Here is an 18,114-nt window from a genome sequence, read left to right as displayed (position 1 = left end):
CATGCGCACCAGCACACTCGGCCGCGGCGACGTCCCGGTCACCGCACTCGGCTTCGGCGGCGCGGGCATCGGCAACCTCTACACGCCCGTCCGCGACGAAGAGGCCTACCTCGCCCTGGACGCGGCCTGGGACGCGGGCCTGCGCTACTTCGACACGGCGCCGCACTACGGCCTCGGCCTGTCCGAGCGCCGGATCGGCGAGTTCCTGCGCACCCGGCCCACGGGTTCGTACACCCTGTCCACCAAGGTCGGCCGCCTGCTCGAACGGACCCCGAACGGGGAAGCCGTGGGCGACGACAGCGCCCACGGCTTCGCCGTGCCCGCCACCGCGCGCCGGGTGTGGGACTTCAGCGCCGCCGGGGTGCGCCGCTCCATCGAGGAGAGCCTCGGCCGCCTCGGGCTCGACCGCATCGACGTCGCCTACATCCACGACCCCGACGACCACGCGAAAGAGGCGTTCGGCGAGGCCTACCCGGAACTGGAGCGGCTGCGCGGCGAAGGGCTCATCGGCGCCATCGGCGCGGGCATGAACCAGTCCGCGATGCTGTCCCGCTTCGTCCGCGAAACCGATGTGGACGTGGTGCTGTGCGCCGGCCGCTATTCGCTGCTCGACCAGCGCGCCCTGAAGCTGCTGCTGCCCACGGCCGCCGAACGCGGCGTCTCCGTCGTCGTCGGCGGCGTCTTCAACTCCGGACTGCTCGCCGACCCCAAGCAGGGCGGCACCTTCGACTACACCCTGGCCTCGCCCCAGGTCCTCCGCCGCGCACGGCGGTTCAAGGACCTCGCCGAGCGCCATGGCACGACCCTGCGCGCCGCCGCGCTCGCCTTCCCGTTCGGTCACCCGGGCGTCACCAGCGTGCTCGTCGGCACCCGCTCGGCAGCCGAAGTCGCCGACACGGCACAGCAGTTCACCACCCCCGTGCCCGCCGCGTTCTGGCAGGAGGCCCGCGACCGGCACCTCCTTCCGGCCGACGTGCCCGTACCGTCGGAATAGGAGCCGTACACATGAGAGTCGCCCTGCACACCAAGGTCCGCGCCGACCTGATCGACGCGTACGAGGCCGCCCACCGTGAGGTGCCGGAGGAACTCGTCGCCGCGATCCGGGCGGCGGGCGCCCGGCAGTGGACGATCTGGCGCAGCGGCACCGACCTGTTCCACGTCATCGAGTGCGAGGACTACGCCCGCATGCTCGCCGAACTCGACAAGCTGCCCGTGAACATCGCCTGGCAGGCCCGCATGGACGAACTCCTCGACGTCGCCCACGACTACTCCGCCGAAGGCGCCGACGCCGGACTGCCCGTCGTATGGGAGCTGCCGTGACACCCGGAATCGTCGACACACCCGGAATCGTCGACGCCCACCACCACGTCTGGGACCTCTCCGTCCGCGACCAGGACTGGATCACCGGACCCGAACTCGCGCCGATCCGCCGCACGTTCACCCTCGACGAGCTGGCCCCCGACCTGCGGGCGGCCGGTGTCGACGCCACCGTGCTCGTGCAGACGGTGACCGTCGCCGAGGAGACGCCCGAGTTCCTGGCGCTCGCCGAGCGCAGCGACCTCGTCGCGGGGGTCGTCGGCTGGACCGATCTGACCCGGCCCGACGTCGGCGACACCCTGGACCGGCTGCGGGAGCTGCCGGGTGGACGGCACCTGGTGGGCATCCGGCACCAGGTGCAGGGCGAGCCCGACCCCGAGTGGCTGCTCCGTCCCGACGTGCGGCGCGGGCTCGCCGCCGTCGCGGACGCCGGGCTCGTCTACGACCTGGTGGTCCTGCCGCACCAGCTGCCGGCCTGCGTCAAAGCCGCCGCCGAACACCCCGAACTCACCTTCGTGCTTGACCACTTGGGCAAGCCGCCGATCGCTTCGGGGAAGCTCGACTCCTGGCGGGACGACGTCCGCGCACTCGCCGCGTTGCCCAATACCGTCTGCAAGCTCTCCGGCATGGTCACCGAGGCCGACCCGGCGGGCTGGACCGTCGACGACCTGCGGCCGTACGCGGACACGGTCCTCGACGCCTTCGGCCCCGCCCGCGTGATGTTCGGATCCGACTGGCCGGTGTGCACGCTCACGGCCACGTACCAACAAGTCGTCGACACGGCGAGGGATTTGGTGGGCGGCCCGGACCCGCACATCTTCGGGGACACTGCCCGCCGCGTCTACCTCAGCCGGGTCGGCGGCAGGAACTCCCGTACGTAGGTCCGCTCCCACCACGCCCCCGTCTCCCGCAGCTCACGCCACGACGTGAAGCGGTAGCGGTACACGCGCGCCCGGATGTGCACGGGCGGCGCGTCGGCGGGGAAGGGGGCGTGGCGCAGCAGCCGCAGCGTGTCCCGGTCGCCCTCCAGGAGCCGCTCGACCAGGCCCTCGAACCAGGATCTGGCGTACGCGGGCGAAAGCGCCGCGAACCACATCATCCAGTCGAGCCGCAGGTGGTACGGCGCGAACTGGCGCGGCAGCCGCCGCGGATCGCCCGGCTTCCCCTTGAACTCATAGGCCAGCCAGCCCGATTCGGGGCGCGGCACCTCCTCTGCCGTGCCCTCGATCACGATCTCCTGCCGGACCCGCCCGACCGAGCCGAACGCCCCGTACGTGTTGACCAGGTGCAGGGAGTCGTAGGAGCGGTTCATGGACTGGCGGCGGGAGAGCAGATTGCGCACCGGCCGGTAGCTGAGCGCCGCCACGCCCGCCGTGAGGGCGATGACCACCACCTCGTACCAGAGCGGCGCCTCGGGGAGCGCGGGCGGTGTGTGCAGCGCGGACAGGTCGAGCGCGGAGATCGCCACGACGATCGCGAGCCAGTTCAGCCACGCGAAGTTGCCCGAGGCGACCAGCCACAGCTGGGTGACGATCATCAGGGCCGCCGCCCACGTGGCGATCGGCTGCGGCGTGAAGAGGAGGAAGGGGACCACCAACTGGGTGACATGGTTGGCCGCGACCTCCACCCGGTGCAGTGGACGCGGCAAATGGTGGAAGAACCAGCTCAGCGGGTTCGGCATGGGCTGCGTCTCGTGGTGGAAGTCGAGGCAGGTCAGCTTCCGCCAGCACGCGTCGCCCCGGATCTTGATCAGCCCGGCCCCGAATTCCAGCCGGAACAGCACCCAGCGCAGCAGGAACAGCACCAGGATCGGCGGCGCCACCTCGTCGTTCCCCAGGAACACCGCCAGGAAGCCGACCTCCAGGAGCAGCGACTCCCAGCCGAAGCCGTACCAGGTCTGGCCCACGTTCACGATCGACAGATACAGCGCCCAGGGCACCAGCCACAGCAGCATCGCCGCCCACAGCGGCACAAGGCCGTCCACCCCCGCGAGCAACCCCGCCGCCACCACCGCGCCACCCCACGCGCACCCGGCGAAGAACCGGTCCGAGTAGTGCAGCCGGAACAGCGAGGGCGCGGCCCGCCACGGCACGCGCGCCACGAACCGGGGGATCGGCGTCAGCCCGCGCTCCCCGAGCAGCGCCCGGAACTGGAGCGCCGCCGCCACGAACGCGACGAGGTACAGCGCCGCGAGGCCCCGCTGGAACACCAGGCGGGCGAGCCAGTAGTCCGAAGCGCCGAACCAGTCCATACCTCCAGTGTGTGCCCCGTTTCCCGCCAAGGTCACGACGTGCGGGCGCAGGGGGCTCGGCCTAGCGTGGGGCCCATGGGCGCGGGTAGCGGGGGCGGCGAGGAGCCCGGGCACGCCCCAGGCGGGGAGGGCCCGGAGGACTCCTCGCGGGGATTTCTGGAGGCGTACGGGCGCGGACTGCGCATGGGCAGCTTCGACTGGGACCTCGACACCGGCCTCATGGCGATGGACGCCCAGGCCCACGAGGTCTTCGACCTGCACCCCGAGGAGTACGACGACCACCCGGAGACCCTGGCCCGCCGGGTGCCGGTCAGCGAGGGCGGGCGGCTCGACAGCCTCGTGGCGCGGGCCCTGAAGAGCGGCGAGGAGACCTACGGGACGTACTTCCGCATCCGCACCCGCACGGGCGAGATGCGCTGGACCCACACGCGCGGCTACATCCGACGCGACGAGCACGGCCGCCCGCGCCGCATCGTGGGCATCGTCCGCGACGCCACCGACGAGCTGAACGACGCCACCGTGCACGCCGAGCGCGAGGCCCGGCGAGCCCTCCGCAGCGGTGACACCGGCGTCGTGCAGAACACCACGGCCGCCCTCGCGCACGCCCGCACCGTCCAGGACGTCATCGACGTGCTGCGCGACACCCACGGCGTCGACCAACGCGGCTCGGCCAGCTTCGTCATGGGCCTCGTCAGGTCCGGGCGCATCCACCTCGTCGCCGAGGGGCCCCAGGGCACCTTCGTGCCGGGCATCCACACCACCCGCGTCGACGACCCGTATCCGATGAGCGAGGCCGTGCGCACCCTCCAGCCCCGCTTCATCGAGTCACCGCAGGAGTTCGCGGTCGACTACCCCGAGCTGTGGCCACGGATCGCCCACATGGAGATCACCTCGGCCGCCTACCTGCCGCTCATCGCGCAGGCCAGGCCCATCGGTGTCGTCGGTCTGCTCTTCCACGACCGCCAGGGCTTCACGGAGTCCGAGCGCAACGTCATGGTCGCGCTCGGCAGCAGCATCGCGCAGAGCCTCCAGCGCGCCATGTTCTACGAGCAGGAGAAGGACCTCGCCCAGGGCCTCCAGCAGGCCATGCTGCCGCGCACCATCCCGAACGTGCCGGGCGCCGACGTCGCCGTCCGCTACCGCGCCGCCTCCGTCGGCCGGGACATCGGCGGCGACTGGTACGACGTGATCCCGCTGCCCGGCGGCCGCGTCGGCGCGGTCATCGGCGACGTACAGGGGCACGACACGCACGCCGCCGCCGTCATGGGCCAGCTGCGCATCGTGCTGCGCGCCTACGCCGCCGAGGGCCACACGCCCGCCACCGTCATGGCCCGCGCCTCCTCCTTCCTGCACGAACTCGACACCGACCGCTTCGCGACCTGCCTGTACGCGGAGGCCGACCTGTCGACCGGCGTCGTCCAGCTCGTCCGGGCCGGACACCTCGACCCGCTGCTCCGCCTGACCGGCGGAAACTGCCGCAGGCTCGCGGTGGAGGGCGGACTCCCGCTCGGCCTGTCCGCCGAGTTCGGGCGGCTCGAATACCCGGTGACCACCGCGGAACTCGACCCCGGTGAGGCGCTGGTGATGTGCACCGACGGCCTCGTCGAACAGCCGGGCGCCGACCTCGACGACGGGCTCCAGACCCTCACCACGCTCATCGGCACCGGCCCCGACGACCTCGACCAGCTCGCGGACCGGCTCGTCGCCTCGTGCGAGGAACGCGACGTCGAGGACGACGTGGCGCTGCTGCTCCTGCGCCGCCGCGGCGCGGGCGCGGTGCAGAGCGGCGGCCGGCTCACCGAGCACGTGCCGCCCGGCGACCCGGAGGCGCTCAGGGCCGCCCGCCACATGATCCGGCACGCCGTGCGCGCCTGGGGAGCGAAGGGGAACGCCGACGAGATCGAACTCGTCGCCGACGAAATGATCACCAACGCGCTCATGCACACCGAAGGACCCGCCATCGTCACCCTGCGCGTCCTCACCGGCGCCGACCGAAGGCTCAGGGTCGACGTGGAGGACACCTCCAGCGCCCTGCCGCGCCGCCGCGAGGCGGGCGAGGACGGCGTGTCGGGACGCGGCCTGTTCCTCGTCGACCAGCTCGCCGACGTGTGGGGCGTGGAGGCGCGCGGCGGGGGCAAGTGCGTCTGGTGCGAATTCGTGGTGCCCACGCGCGAGTGAGAGGCTGAAGGACATGCCGGAGCTCCCCGAGGTCGAAGCGCTCAAGGACTTCCTCACCGAGCACCTGGTGGGACGCGACATCGTGCGTGTCCTGCCGGTCGCGGTGAGCGTCCTGAAGACGTACGACCCGCCGCCCACCGCCCTGGAGAGCCGCACCGTCACGGCCGTGGCGCGGCACGGCAAGTTCCTCGACGTGAGCACCGGGGACGGCCCCCACCTGGTCACACATCTGGCCCGCGCGGGCTGGCTCCAGTGGAAGGAACGGCTCCCCGACGGGCCGCCGAAACCCGGCAAGGGACCGCTCGCGCTGCGCGTCGCCCTGGAGACCGGCGAAGGCTTCGACCTCACCGAGGCCGGAACCACGAAGAAGCTCGCCGTGTACGTCGTCCGGGCCCCCGGGGACGTCCCCGGCATCGCCCGCCTCGGACCCGACCCGCTCGCGGACGACTTCGACGAGGCGGCTTTTGCCGAACTACTGAAAGGCGAGCGGCGCCAGATCAAGGGCGCCCTGCGCGACCAGTCGCTCATCGCGGGCATCGGCAACGCCTACAGCGACGAGATCCTGCACGCCGCCCGCATGTCCCCGTTCAAACCGACGTCCGGACTGAGCGCCGAGGACGTGCACACCCTGTACGAGGCGATGCGCACGACGCTGACCGAAGCCGTCGAGCGCTCACGCGGGGTCGCCGCCGGAAAGCTCAAGGCCGAGAAGAAGAGCGGGCTTCGCGTCCACGGACGGGCCGGGGAGAAGTGCCCCGTGTGCGGGGACACGGTCCGCGAGGTCAGCTTCAGCGACAGCGCGCTGCAGTACTGCCCGACCTGCCAGACGGGCGGCAAGTTGCTCGCGGACCGGCGGATGTCGCGACTGCTCAAATAGGGCTCAGCGCATCGGGAGGGACAGCAGCGGCACCCCGTCGTCCGCCCGCACCTCGAACCGCGCGAGGTCCGCGGGCCGCGCCGCCACCCCGCCGTCCAGCGCCACGTCGTCCTCGCGCACCGTCCACGTCCCCACCGTCTGTTCCGAGCCGTCCCGGCCCACCGCGACCAGCTCGCACACCCGCGGCCCGCCCGAGTCCCGGACGTCCAGGCCCACTTGTGTGCCCCAGTCCCGGTCGTCCGCCGTCACGGTCGCCGTGACACCGGTCCCCGCGTCGTGGCCGCGCAGCGTCGCCGTGTGCCCGGAACCCGCGCCGAACCCGGTGAGCAGCGCGACCCCCTGCCCCGCCGCTGCGAGCACCAGCACCGCCGCGACGGCCGCACCCCACAGCCGGCGCCGCGCCCTGCGGTGCAGCGCGCCGAGCCGGTCCACGGCGCGGTCGAGGAGGGTGGGCGCCGGGTGGGCGAACGCCTCCACGCACGGCGGCGTCGCCCGCGCGTACACGGCCAACGCCCCTGTCGTGGGCGCCAGTTCACCGACCAGTGCCGCACAAGTGGCGCACTCGGGCAGATGGTCCTCGAAGCGGAAGCGTTCCGCGGGGTCGAGAACCCCCAGCGCATAGGCGCCTACGTCGCGATGCCGTTCCAGGGACCACATGATGCCTTCCTCCTGCTGTCGTCCACCGGTACGCAGGAGGCGGCTGATTCATTCAAGCGACCGCGCGATTACACTCCGCGGCATGTTGCGCGTACTGGCCGTCGACGACGAGGAACCCGCCCTCGCCGAACTCCTGTACCTCCTGCGGGCCGACCCGCGCGTACGCAGCGCCGAGGGCGCCACCGACGCGAACGAGGCGCTGCGCCGCATCGGCCGCGCCCTGGAGGAGGGCCCCGGCGGGGACGGGGCCATCGACGTCCTCTTCCTCGACATCCAGATGGCGGGCCTGACAGGGCTCGACGTGGCACGGCTGCTCGCGGGCTTCGCGCGGCCCCCGCTCGTCGTCTTCGTCACCGCCCACGAGGACTTCGCGGTGAAGGCCTTCGACCTGAAGGCCGTCGACTACGTCCTCAAGCCGGTGCGCCGCGAGCGCCTGGCGGAAGCCGTCGGCCGGGTCGCCGAACGCGTGGTCAGCGCCCCGCCCCCGGCCACCGTCGCCGACCGCATCCCCGTCGAACTCGGCGGCATCACCCGGCTCGTGGCCATCGCCGACATCACCTACGCCGAGGCGCAGGGCGACTACGCGCGCCTGCACACGGAGGACGGCGTCAGCCACCTGGTGCGGATACCGCTCAGCACCCTGGAGGAACGCTGGCAGGAACTCGGCTTCGTCCGCGTCCACCGCAGCCACCTCGTCGCCCTCCACCGCATCGACGAACTCCGCCTGGACGGGGGCGGCATGACGGTGCGGGTCGGCACGGCGGAGATCGCGGTGAGCCGCCGGCACGCGAGCCGAGTACGAGAACTCCTGATGCGCAGACCGTCGTAGCCACATCCGGTGCAGGCCGGCGCCGGTCGAGTATTTTAAGCCCCTGCGGCGATTGAGCAGCGGGGTCCGGGGCAGAGCCCCGCAACCGTAACGCCGTCGTGCTGCACCCAGACCCTTCCGCCAACCCGCCTCACCTGCCTAAACTCCGCCACGTGCTCGATCCCCCGCAACGCGAAACCGTGACCGGCGAACCCCGCCGGCACCCCGGGCCGGCAGGCCTCCGTACGCAATGGGAGATCGACGAACAGACCACCCTCGGCGCCGCCTACGTCCGCTCCCTCATGCGCAGCCAACTCCGCGCCGGCATCACCGCGTTCATGCTCCTCGCCGTCCCCGTCGCGGCCCTGCCCCTGTTCTTCGGCGCCCTGCGCAACGCGCCCGTCCAATGGCTCGTCCTCGGCTTCGGCTGCTACCCGTTCCTCGTGCTCATCGCCTGGTGGTACGTGCGCCGAGCCGAGCGCAACGAGCGCGACTTCGCCGACCTCGTCCGCGGCCGCCCGGCCGACGCGCACGACCACGGAGCGCCGTGAACGAGGCGTACGCGATCCCGGCGGTGGCCGTCGTCGTCCTCGCCACCGTCCTCATCGGCGGCTTCGGCCTGCGCGTCTCCCGCACGACGTCCGACTTCTACGTCGCGTCCCGCACGGTGGGCCCCCGGCTCAACGCGGCGGCCATAAGCGGCGAGTACCTCTCGGCCGCCTCCTTCCTCGGCATCGCCGGGCTGCTCCTCATCCACGGCCCGGACATGCTCTGGTACTCGGTCGGATACACGGCCGGCTACCTGGTGCTGCTCGTCTTCGTCGCGGCGCCGCTGCGCCGTTCGGGCGCGTACACGCTGCCCGACTTCGCCGAGGGCCGGCTCGAATCCCGCCAAGTGCGGCGCGTGGTCAGCCTGTTCGTGGTCGGGGCGGGCTGGTTGTACCTCGTGCCCCAACTCCAGGGCGCGGGCCTCACGTTGCAGATCCTCACGGGGGCGCCCCGCTGGTTCGGGGCGACGCTCGTCGCCGCGGTCGTGGTGCTCGCGGTAGCGGCGGGCGGCATGCGCTCGATCACCTTCGTCCAGGCCTTCCAGTACTGGCTCAAGCTCACGGCCCTCCTGGTGCCCGCCTTCTTCCTGCTGCTGGCCTGGCACGGCGAGGGCGCCCCGCCACCGGAGGCCGCGACCCTCGCCCCGCCGTCCGCCGGGGTCGGCGCGGGCCAGCCGCTCGCCACCAGCCGCGCCGACCACCCGCTCTACGCCACGTACGGCCTGATCGTGGCCACGTTCCTGGGCACGATGGGCCTGCCGCACGTCGTCGTCCGCTTCTACACCAGTCCCAACGGCCGCGCCGCCCGCCGCACCACGGTCGTGGTCCTCGCCCTGATCGGCCTCTTCTACCTGCTGCCGCCCGTGTACGGCTGGCTGGGCCACCTGTACGCGCCCGAACTCACCGCCGCCCAGGACGCCGACGCCACCGTGCTGCTGCTGCCGGGGCGGGTCTTCGACGGGGTGGCGGGCGACCTCCTCGGCGCGCTGGTCGCGGGCGGCGCGTTCGCGGCGTTCCTGTCCACCGCGTCGGGGCTCACGGTGGCGGTCGCAGGCGTCGTCAGCCAGGACGTGCTGCAGGCGCGCGGCGTACGGCATTTCCGGCTCGCCGTGCTGCTCGCGGTCGCGATGCCGCTCGGCGGGGCGCTCCTGGTGGACGGGGTGCCCGTCGCGGACGCGGTCGGCATGGCGTTCGCGGTGTCGGCGTCCTCGTTCTGCCCGCTGCTCATCCTGGGCATCTGGTGGCGCCGCCTCACCCCGCCGGGCGCGCTCGCGGGCCTGCTCCTCGGCGGCGGCTCCGCCCTGGTCGCGGTGACGCTGACAGTGGCCGGTCCTGTCACGTCCGGCTGGCTGCACACGCTGCTCGCCTGGCCGGCCGTGTGGTCGGTGCCCGTCGGCTTCCTGGCGATGATCCTGGTGTCCCTGGCCACGCGGGACGCGATCCCGCCGCACACGACGGCGACGATGACGCGGCTGCACCTCCCGGAGTCGCTGGGTGCGTCCGGACGCGGTCTCGACGCGCTGGGCGGTCAGACGCCGCGGGCGCGTGCGGGGGAGACGGGAGGCGATCCCGAGTGAGTGGCACCGTCACCGCGGTCCTCATCGCCCTGTGCCCCATCCTGCTCGGCGCCGGGTTCCTGCTCGGGCGGCGCACCGCGCACCCCGACGGACGCAGCGACGTCGGCACGCCCGTGGAGCGCGCCACCTTCGAGACCCTGCACACCGCCTCGCTCGCCGCCCCGGCGCTGCGCGCGGGCCTCACCGAGGACACCGCCCGCAAGTCCGCGCGCCGCCTGCGCACGCTGCTCGGCACCGACGCCCTCGCCGTCACCAACCGCTCCACCGTCCTTGCCTGGGACGGTGCGGCCGAACACGTCCACGCCGCCCAGGTGATGGAGCGGGTCGGCCCCGTGCTGGCCGGCGGCCGCAGCGCCGCGTTCGGCTGCGGCTGCCCGAACGACGACTGCCCGCTGCGCTGGGCGGTGGCGGCGCCCGTGGTCGCGGACGGCCGGGTGCTCGGGGCCGTCGTCGCCTACGCGGCCCGCGAGTCCGCGGTGCTCGCCCGCGCCACCGACGAGGTCGCCCGCTGGGTCTCGGTCCAGCTCGAACTCGCCGAACTGGACCGCTCCCGCACCCGCCTCATCGAGGCGGAGATCAAGGCGCTGCGCGCGCAGATCTCGCCGCACTTCATCTTCAACTCCCTCGCGGCGATCGCCTCGTTCGTCCGCACGGACCCCGAGCGGGCCCGCGAACTCCTTCTGGAATTCGCCGACTTCACCCGCTACTCGTTCCGCCGCCATGGCGACTTCACCACGCTCGCCGACGAACTCCACTCCATCGACCAGTACCTGGCGCTGGTGCGCGCCCGCTTCGGCGACCGGCTCTCCGTCACCCTGCAGATCGCCCCGGAGGTCCTCCCGGTCACGCTGCCGTTCCTGTGCCTGCAACCGCTCGTCGAGAACGCGGTCAAGCACGGCCTGGAGGGCGCCGTCACCCGCAGCCGCATCTCGATCGGCGCCACCGACGCGGGCGCCGAGGCCGAGGTCGTCATCGAGGACGACGGCGTCGGCATGAACCCCGGCGAACTCCGGGCGATCCTGCGCGGCGAGGGCGGCCAGGGGCGCGGCATCGGCCTGTCGAACGTCGACGAACGCCTGCGCCAGGTCTTCGGTGACGCGTACGGCCTGGTGATCGAGACCGCGGAGGGCGCGGGCATGAAGATCACCATCCGTATCCCGAAGTACCGGGCGGGCGTGTACGCGCCGTAGGCACCCTCGCGAGCGCCCAGGACAGCGGGCCTAGAACAGCGAGATCGCCAAGTGGCCGAGTGGTAAGCCGAGTTGCCACGCCGGTGTCCACACCTGCGGCCCGTCCTCCTCGTCCGGCACGGGCACCGCATCCAGGTCGGGGGCGAGCAGCTCGGTCTCCTCCAGCCATCTCCACGCCGCCTCGGCGAGCAGCAGATCGGGCGAGGGCCGCCGCGCGAGCGCGTCCTGGTCGAGCCGCTCCGTGAAGCGGTCCCGCACCCACGACTGCCACGGCTGGTCGTACGCCGTCAGCGACAGCCAGTTCTCCAGCTGGGACACGACGCGGATCCCGGACAGTTCGTCACCCGCGTCGGACAGGAAGATCGTCAGCGCGAGCGCGTCCCGCCCCGCCTTGAACTCGAAGGACGTGGGGGGCATCAGGTCGCCCGTCCGCAACAACTCGTCCGCGATGTACTCCGCGTACAACCACGCCATGGGGACGACGAGTCCGCCGCCCGGTCCACCCTCGGCGCCGGACATGCCGTCCGTGCCCTCATCGCTCCCGTACCGCATCGCCTTCCTGCCTTCCTCCGGTCCGCGTGCTGCTTCGGCCCCCGGACCCACCCGTCTCGACTCACCGGGGAGGACAGCGGATTACTCAACCGAGGAATGGGGGTGCGGAGCAAGGCGCTTTACCGATGCTTGACCCGGCCCCCGGTTTCATCGCAGGTCGGATGCATAACCCGGAAGGACGCGCCGCAACGCCCGCAACGCGTAATACGCACGGGACTTCACCGTACCGGTGGGGATGCCGAGTGCGCGTGCGGCTTCCGCCACACTGGCGCCCTTGAAGTAGACCTCGAGCAGAACTGCACGGTGTTCGGGGGAGAGGGTCGCCACGGCCTCCCGCACGTCGAGCGCGGCCGCCGAACGCTCCGCGTGGTCCGCGCACACGCGGGCGTTCTCCAGGACGGCGTCGCCCACCTCGGCGGGCCGCGAGAGCCGGGCCCTGCGGGCGTCGATGGCGAGCCGGCGCCCGACCGTGAACAGCCAGGGCCGCACCGACTCGTAGCGCGGGTCGAGGGCCTCCGGGTGCTGCCAGGCGCGTACGTACGTCTCCTGGACCAGGTCCTCCGCCCGCTGGGCGTCTCCGTCGCACAGGCGCAGCAGGAACGAGAACAGCGGACCGCCGTGCTCCCGCTGGACCTGGGCGAGGTCCTCCTCCGTCGTCGTGGGTGTCGTGAACGCCGTCGTCATGGCCGTATGGCAACGCAGTGAGCCCCGTGCGCCCAGGGGACGCGCGGGGCTCTGCGGCGGGCGGGGCGAAGCCCTCGACGAGCGGTGCGGCGAGCGGGACGGGCTGAGGCCCGGCGGGCCAGTGCGGAATCGGCCCAATCAGTCGGATGTACGGGCCAATTCGGACTTCCGGTAGGAGTAGCCGAAGTAGATGACGAGACCGATCAGGAACCACACGGCGAACCGCACCCACGTCTGCCACTGAAGGAACGTGATCAGCCAGATCGAGAAGACGATGCCGATGACGGGCACGACCGGCATGGCCGGCGTACGGAAGGTGCGCGGCAGCTCCGGCTGGCGGTAGCGCAGCACGATCACCGCGACGCAGACCACGATGAACGCCAACAGGATGCCGATATTGGTGAGTTCGGCCGCCTCGCCGATCGGCAGGAACCCGGCGATGAGCGCCGAGGCGACGCCGACGATCCACGTCACGCGGGTCGGCACGTGCCGCGTCGGGTGGGTCTTCGCGAACCACTTCGGCAGCAGGCCGTCGCGCGACATGGAGAACCACACGCGCGTGACGCCCATCATGAACGTGAACATCACGGTGAGGATGCCGATGATCGCGCCGACCGCGATCACGTCCGCGAGGCCGCTCAGGCCCACCGACTTGAACGCGGTCGAGAACCCGCTCTCCGGGTCGATGTCCTTGTAGTTCTGCATGCCGGTCAGGACGAGGCAGGCGAGCACGTAGAGGATCATCGAGATGATGAGCGAGTAGATGATCGCCTTCGGCATGTGGCGCTGCGCGTCCTTCGACTCCTCGGCCGCCGTCGACATGGCGTCGTAGCCGAAGACCGCGAAGAAGACCGTGGCCGCGCCCGTGAACGCGCCGCTGACGCCGAACGGGAAGAACGGCGTGTAGTTGTCCGAGTTGATGTGGAAGACGCCGACGCCGATGACGAGCAGCACGACGAGGACCTTGAGGATGACCACGAAGGTCTCGAAGCGGGCCGCGTTCTTCATGCCCATGTTCAGCAGCCACGCGATGAGCAGACACAGCGCCGCGGCGAACAGGTCGACCTTGTGGCCGCTGCCGGTGCCCGGCGCGCCCAGCATCCAGCTGGGCAGGTCGACACCCATCTCGCCCAGCAGGAAGCTGAAGTAGCCGGAGATGCCGATGGCGACGACGGCGACGATCGCCGTGTACTCCAGGAGCAGGTCCCAGCCGATGAGCCAGCCGACGAGCTCACCGAGCACCGCGTAGCCGTACGTGTACGCGGACCCGGCCTTCGGGATGAGCCCGGCGAACTCCGCGTACGACAGGGCGGCCGCGGCGCTCGCGACGCCCGCGATGAGGAACGAGATGAGGACCGCGGGCCCCGCCGTGCCGTTCGCGACGGTGCCGGCGAGGGTGAAGATGCCGGCGCCGATGATGCCGCCGACGCCGATCGCGGTGAGCTGCCACAGACCGAGGGAACGGGTGAGCTTGCCGCCGGACTCCGTGTCCTCGATCTGTTCGATGGGCTTGCGGCGCAGTACGCCCTGCCCTCTCGAGATCTTCGGGGGGACGGTCATGGGGACCTCACCTCTTCGCTGCTGCGACGACGGCTGACGGCCGATCATGATGCCCCTGTGGCGGCAGGGACGGAAGACAGCAGCGCCGTAGGCGCACCCACGGAAATTTTTACGGCACGACCGTGACCGGCCAGCGGCCCGCCTTCACCAGTCGTACGGCGACCGAGCCGACGATGCGGTGGCCCGCCTGCTCCGAGGCGCCGACCACCACCGCGTCCGCCTTCAACTCGTCGGCGGCCGTGACCAGGCCGTTGAACGGGTCGCCGCGGAAGGTGTGGAACTCCCAGCGCACGTCGTATATGCCCTTGACCCGCTCGGTGGCCTCGCGGATGTAGGCGATGAGCCCCTCCGCGATCTCGTCGGTCGTCTCGGCGACGGGCACCCCGAGCGCGGCCCCGCCCGTCATCACGGGCTGGACGTAGACCACGGCGAGCAGCGCGTGCTGCCGGCGGGCCAGGCCCCCTGCGTAGGCCGCCGCGCGGAACGAGGAATCGGATCCGTCGACACCGACGACGATCACTTTCGGTCCGTCGGTGCCGCGTTCGAACTGATGTGGCTGCTCTTCGTTCACGCGGCAGAGGTTAACCGAGAAGCCGCCGATCAGGTGCTTTCCCGCGTCCCATCCGGTGGTTCCGTGCGCGGCCCCCGCGTGCCGTGTCACGCATTAATCATGACAAAGCATCAGGACACCACGGGACGGCGCGCGTTGCTGCGCGGCTTCACCGCCGTCGGCCTGGCCGCGCTCACCGGCTGCGCGGGACCCGACCGGCAGGGCGCCGCCCCGGCCCCGGCGGGCGGGGCCGCCCGACCCGTGCGCGAGCCGTCCGCGTACCGGCTGCGCCCGATGGCCGGACCCGGCGGTCCGCGGCGCGCGGCACTGAAGGTGCGCAAGGCACCCATCCTGAGCCTCGGCACCGCGCCCGGCGACCGCGCCATGGCGCTCACCTTCGACGACGGCCCCGACCCCGCGTACACCCCCGAGATCCTGCGGATCCTGCGCGAGCACGACGTGCGCGCGACGTTCCTCGTGTGCGGGGGCCGGGCGCGGGAGAGCCCCGACCTGCTGCGCAGGATGGTCGACGAAGGACATGTCATCGGCAACCACACCTGGACGCACCCGCTGCTCCTGAAGCTGGACAGGACGCGGATCCGCGCCGAGATCGAGCGGACCTGTGAGCTCATCGAGCGGACCGTCGGAGAGCCTCCGCTCTGGTTCCGTGCGCCCTACGGTGCGTGGAACCGGAACGTATTCGAGCTGGGGACCGAACTCGGCATGGAGCCCCTGGCCTGGACCGTGGACTCGCTCGACTGGGACAACCCCGGCGCTCCGACGGTGATCTCCCGGGTGGTGAACCGGGCGGCGCCCGGCGTGATCGTCCTCAACCACGACGCGGGCGGCGACCGCTCCCAGACGCTCACTGCCGTACGCAACTATCTGCCGCGGCTGCTCGACGCCGGGTACCGGCTGACGGTGCCGCGCCCCTTCGGCGTGTGATGTGACGTCAGCGCGTCGACACCAGGCGCGCGAACGCCACGACATTCCCCTCGTAGCCGTCGCGCTTCGAAAAGCGCCCGCCGCACGTGATGAGCCGCAGTTCCGGTGTGCGGTGAGAGCGATAGACCTTGCGGCCGGGAAAGCGGGACTTCGCGAACACCTCGACCCCGTAGACCCGGAAGACGGCCGTCCTGCCGTCCTTGCGGCGGACCTCCACGTGGTGGCCCTCGCGCAGCGAGCCCAGGCCGTAGAAGACGGCGGGGCCGCGCGCGTTGTCGACGTGACCGACGACGACCGCGGTGCCCCGCTCACCGGGCGCCGCCGCACCCGAGAACCAGCCCGCCAGATTCGCCTCCTTGGGCGGCGGCGCGTCGATCCAGCCCTCCGCGTCCAGGCCGACCTCCGTCACCGGGGCGTCGACCCGGATCGCCGGGATCCGGACCCGGTCGACCGGGGAGAAGGGCAGCGGGCGGGCGGCCTTCGCCTGGGCCGGCTCGGGCGCGCGCCGTTCGGCGGCCGCGGCGGAGGCGGGCTGCGGCGGGCCCGAGTCGAACTCCCCGGACCCGCTGCGGACGAGTGCGAGCCCGGTGAGCAGCACCAGCGCGAGCACACCCCACGGGGCGCGCCTTCTGGGCCGTTCCTCGTCCGCGAAGCGCCAGTTCGACATGGGGAGGCGGCGGGGCGGGTCAGGCGCTCTTGTCGCCGGTGCGGCGGCGCGCCACGACGTACGCGGTGCCGAGCGCGCCCGCGATCAGGGCGCCGCCGAGGGCGACCTCTTGTACGTCGAGCCCTCCGGCGCTCCCGCCGATGCCGGCCTTGACGCCCTGGGGGACGGGGCTGGGGGAGGAGTCGGGGCGGCCGGTGGCGATGGTGAGGTCGACCCTGCGGGGCTGGCCGCCGTCGCAGGTGAACGTCACGGTGTACGCGGCGCCCTGCTTCGCCTCCCAGTCGACCGGGACGGTGCGGGGGCCCTCGCCGGGGCTGATCGTGACGGAGTCGAAGATCCCGGCCGACACTTCGGTCTTTCCCGCGCAGCCGCTGGCCGACAGGGTCACCTTGCCGCCCGCGGCGATCGTGGTGGGGGAGATGCTCGGCCGGAACGATTCGGAGTCGTCGGCGGTGGCCGCAGGCGCGGTCAGGGACAGAGCGGCCAATGAGATCGCGGCGGCGGATGCGGCACGTATCGCGTGCATGGGGTTCCTCCGGGGTCCACGAGGAGCGGCAGCGGACCGTTTCCGCGCGCAGGGGACAGGCACCTCGATGCCGGAAACGCTAGGGACACCCCCGTACGGCCGCGATCGGTGTCGTACGAACGGGGCACACGTGTGGGCCGGTCAGGTGTCTTCCCGGCCGTGCTGATGCTCGATCGGGCCGGCGGTGTGCCAGACGTGCGGGCCCGCGCCGCGCCACTCCACGAGGTGCGGATCGTCCAGCGTCACGTCCGACTCGCCGAACCCGGCGCGGCGCAGCAGCTCGGTCAGGTCCGTGTCGCTGTGCGCCAGGCCGAGCGCCTGGCCGCGGACGGAGACATGCCGCCCACCCGCCGGTGCGGGCGGATGGACGACGATCGGTGCGTGCCATCGGGTCATGCACCACAGCGTGCGGCGCGCCGGGGCGGACCGCAGCCGGAACCGGTCAGTTCGCGCCGGGGAACAGCATCAGGAACGGTTCGGCCGTGGCCGCGACGCCCCGGCTGTACGGCGCGTCGAGGTCCCAGATCAGGAAGAGCAGGAACGCGATCAGGGACGAGAAGAGCCCGGCGAGGAGCAGCTCGCGCTTGGTGCGCCTGATCTGCAGCGCGAAGATCATGCCGATGGTGACCAGGGCGCCGACGACCAGACCGAACCAGACGACGCCCGGCATCGTGGCGCTCGTCGAGTCTGATCGGGCGCCGCGTGCCTCGTCGGCGGCCGTCACCTGGTCGAGCAGCGGCTGGTAGGCCTGCGCCTGGAAGTCGTTCTTCGGCTCGAAGTCCGTGACGTCCTCGCGCACTTTCTGCATCAGTGTGTCGCCCTTGGCGGTCAGCTCGCCGTCGTTGCGCATCGAGTCCCACTCGGTGGTGACGACATGGCTGACATACCTGTCGACATCCGCGCGAATGTCGTCCCGTACCTCCGCCGGATAGACCCGGACGCGTTCATGGATCTCATGCAGCGCCTGCGCCTCACTGCGTACGTGGTCCTCGGCGGCGCTGCGGCCCTCCCAGACGCCCGCGATGGCGAGGCCGAGGACGATCGCGTAGACCACGCCGATCATCATCGTCATGTACTCGATGACGTCGGGAGTCTCGGACGGGTCGTCGTCATCGCCGATCCTGCGCTGCTGCAGGACCAGGACGACGAGGACGACACCGCAGACCGCGAGCATCGCGAGGGCGAGAACAAGCCATTCCGACATCGACAGCTCCACAAAGGTTCAAC

Annotated in this window: 20 protein-coding genes; 10 read left to right on the top strand and 10 right to left on the bottom strand. The window is 71.9% G+C overall.

Features of this window, described 5'->3' with window-relative positions; genetic code table 11:
- The first annotated feature begins 1 nt into the window (after position 1).
- The 3 genes from ACYSUO_RS02215 to ACYSUO_RS02205 are packed head-to-tail and all read left to right on the top strand — an operon-like array spanning position 2 to position 2,198.
- Positions 2-994, top strand: a complete 993-nt coding sequence (locus ACYSUO_RS02215) for an aldo/keto reductase (RefSeq protein WP_461774252.1) — start codon at positions 2-4, stop codon at positions 992-994.
- Between the two features lie 11 nt (positions 995-1,005).
- Positions 1,006-1,320 carry an L-rhamnose mutarotase gene (locus ACYSUO_RS02210; RefSeq protein ID WP_461774251.1) on the top strand — a complete coding sequence of 105 codons (315 nt, stop codon included), beginning with the start codon at positions 1,006-1,008 and terminating at the stop codon, positions 1,318-1,320.
- A complete protein-coding gene (locus ACYSUO_RS02205) occupies positions 1,305-2,198 on the top strand; it encodes an amidohydrolase family protein (protein WP_461774250.1) in 894 nt (297 codons plus the stop codon). Before ACYSUO_RS02210 ends, ACYSUO_RS02205 begins: the two co-directional genes overlap by 16 nt.
- Here the strand turns inward: ACYSUO_RS02205 and ACYSUO_RS02200 are convergent.
- Entirely contained in the window at positions 2,159-3,568 is a 1,410-nt protein-coding gene (locus tag ACYSUO_RS02200; RefSeq protein WP_461774249.1) for a lipase maturation factor family protein, read from the bottom strand. The two genes, ACYSUO_RS02205 and ACYSUO_RS02200, sit on opposite strands and share 40 nt — an antisense overlap.
- Positions 3,569-3,643: 75 nt before the next feature.
- Between ACYSUO_RS02200 and ACYSUO_RS02195 the strand changes: the two genes are divergently transcribed.
- Positions 3,644-5,746 carry a SpoIIE family protein phosphatase gene (locus tag ACYSUO_RS02195; RefSeq protein WP_461774248.1) on the top strand — a complete coding sequence of 701 codons (2,103 nt, stop codon included), beginning with the start codon at positions 3,644-3,646 and terminating at the stop codon, positions 5,744-5,746.
- A 13-nt stretch (positions 5,747-5,759) separates the two neighbouring features.
- On the top strand, positions 5,760-6,623 hold the full coding sequence (locus ACYSUO_RS02190; protein WP_461774247.1) for an Fpg/Nei family DNA glycosylase: 864 nt from the start codon (positions 5,760-5,762) through the stop codon (positions 6,621-6,623).
- A gap of 3 nt (positions 6,624-6,626) precedes the next feature.
- Here the strand turns inward: ACYSUO_RS02190 and ACYSUO_RS02185 are convergent, their stop codons facing one another.
- Positions 6,627-7,280, bottom strand: coding sequence for a zf-HC2 domain-containing protein (locus ACYSUO_RS02185; protein WP_461774246.1), 654 nt, complete (start codon positions 7,278-7,280; stop codon positions 6,627-6,629).
- Between the two features lie 82 nt (positions 7,281-7,362).
- Between ACYSUO_RS02185 and ACYSUO_RS02180 the strand changes: the two genes are divergently transcribed.
- The 4 genes from ACYSUO_RS02180 to ACYSUO_RS02165 all read left to right on the top strand — a co-directional run bounded on the left by ACYSUO_RS02180 (position 7,363) and on the right by ACYSUO_RS02165 (position 11,403).
- A complete protein-coding gene (locus tag ACYSUO_RS02180) occupies positions 7,363-8,109 on the top strand; it encodes a LytR/AlgR family response regulator transcription factor (protein ID WP_461774245.1) in 747 nt (248 codons plus the stop codon).
- Positions 8,110-8,288: 179 nt separating this feature from the next.
- Positions 8,289-8,639 (top strand): DUF485 domain-containing protein, encoded by a 351-nt coding sequence (locus ACYSUO_RS02175; RefSeq protein ID WP_461774374.1) that lies wholly within the window; start codon positions 8,289-8,291, stop codon positions 8,637-8,639.
- Complete coding sequence (locus tag ACYSUO_RS02170) at positions 8,636-10,213, top strand: sodium/solute symporter (RefSeq protein WP_461774244.1); 1,578 nt, start codon at positions 8,636-8,638, stop codon at positions 10,211-10,213. The genes ACYSUO_RS02175 and ACYSUO_RS02170 overlap by 4 nt, the downstream gene beginning before the upstream one ends.
- Positions 10,210-11,403, top strand: coding sequence for a sensor histidine kinase (locus ACYSUO_RS02165; RefSeq protein ID WP_461774243.1), 1,194 nt, complete (start codon positions 10,210-10,212; stop codon positions 11,401-11,403). Before ACYSUO_RS02170 ends, ACYSUO_RS02165 begins: the two co-directional genes overlap by 4 nt.
- Before the next feature lie 30 nt (positions 11,404-11,433).
- On the opposite strand, the gene ACYSUO_RS02160 is transcribed toward ACYSUO_RS02165, so the two are convergent.
- The 4 genes from ACYSUO_RS02160 to ACYSUO_RS02145 form a co-directional block, all read right to left on the bottom strand.
- Positions 11,434-11,955, bottom strand: coding sequence for a hypothetical protein (locus tag ACYSUO_RS02160; RefSeq protein ID WP_404073213.1), 522 nt, complete (start codon positions 11,953-11,955; stop codon positions 11,434-11,436).
- Positions 11,956-12,102: 147 nt separating this feature from the next.
- Positions 12,103-12,639 carry a sigma-70 family RNA polymerase sigma factor gene (locus ACYSUO_RS02155; protein WP_461774242.1) on the bottom strand — a complete coding sequence of 179 codons (537 nt, stop codon included), beginning with the start codon at positions 12,637-12,639 and terminating at the stop codon, positions 12,103-12,105.
- Positions 12,640-12,777: 138 nt separating this feature from the next.
- The gene (locus ACYSUO_RS02150; RefSeq protein ID WP_461774241.1) at positions 12,778-14,199 is read right to left on the bottom strand and encodes an amino acid permease; all 1,422 of its coding nucleotides are present in this window, start codon (positions 14,197-14,199) and stop codon (positions 12,778-12,780) included.
- 109 nt (positions 14,200-14,308) lie between these two features.
- Entirely contained in the window at positions 14,309-14,770 is a 462-nt protein-coding gene (locus ACYSUO_RS02145) for a universal stress protein (RefSeq protein WP_461774240.1), read from the bottom strand.
- Positions 14,771-14,869: 99 nt separating this feature from the next.
- On the opposite strand from ACYSUO_RS02145, the gene ACYSUO_RS02140 reads away from it, so the two are divergent.
- Positions 14,870-15,694 (top strand): polysaccharide deacetylase family protein, encoded by an 825-nt coding sequence (locus tag ACYSUO_RS02140; protein WP_461774239.1) that lies wholly within the window; start codon positions 14,870-14,872, stop codon positions 15,692-15,694.
- Positions 15,695-15,701: 7 nt separating this feature from the next.
- Here the strand turns inward: ACYSUO_RS02140 and ACYSUO_RS02135 are convergent, their stop codons facing one another.
- The 4 genes from ACYSUO_RS02135 to ACYSUO_RS02120 form a co-directional block, all read right to left on the bottom strand.
- Positions 15,702-16,361 carry a class F sortase gene (locus tag ACYSUO_RS02135; RefSeq protein WP_461774238.1) on the bottom strand — a complete coding sequence of 220 codons (660 nt, stop codon included), beginning with the start codon at positions 16,359-16,361 and terminating at the stop codon, positions 15,702-15,704.
- Between the two features lie 19 nt (positions 16,362-16,380).
- A complete protein-coding gene (locus ACYSUO_RS02130; protein ID WP_461774237.1) occupies positions 16,381-16,887 on the bottom strand; it encodes a hypothetical protein in 507 nt (168 codons plus the stop codon).
- Positions 16,888-17,028: 141 nt separating this feature from the next.
- A complete protein-coding gene (locus tag ACYSUO_RS02125; RefSeq protein ID WP_327665285.1) occupies positions 17,029-17,283 on the bottom strand; it encodes a hypothetical protein in 255 nt (84 codons plus the stop codon).
- A 46-nt stretch (positions 17,284-17,329) separates the two neighbouring features.
- Entirely contained in the window at positions 17,330-18,091 is a 762-nt protein-coding gene (locus tag ACYSUO_RS02120; protein ID WP_461774236.1) for a bestrophin-like domain, read from the bottom strand.
- Positions 18,092-18,114 lie beyond the last annotated feature (23 nt).

The sequence above is a fragment of the Streptomyces sp. UC4497 genome (genome assembly GCF_054871485.1).
This window is presented reverse-complemented; position numbering and strand designations above follow the sequence as displayed.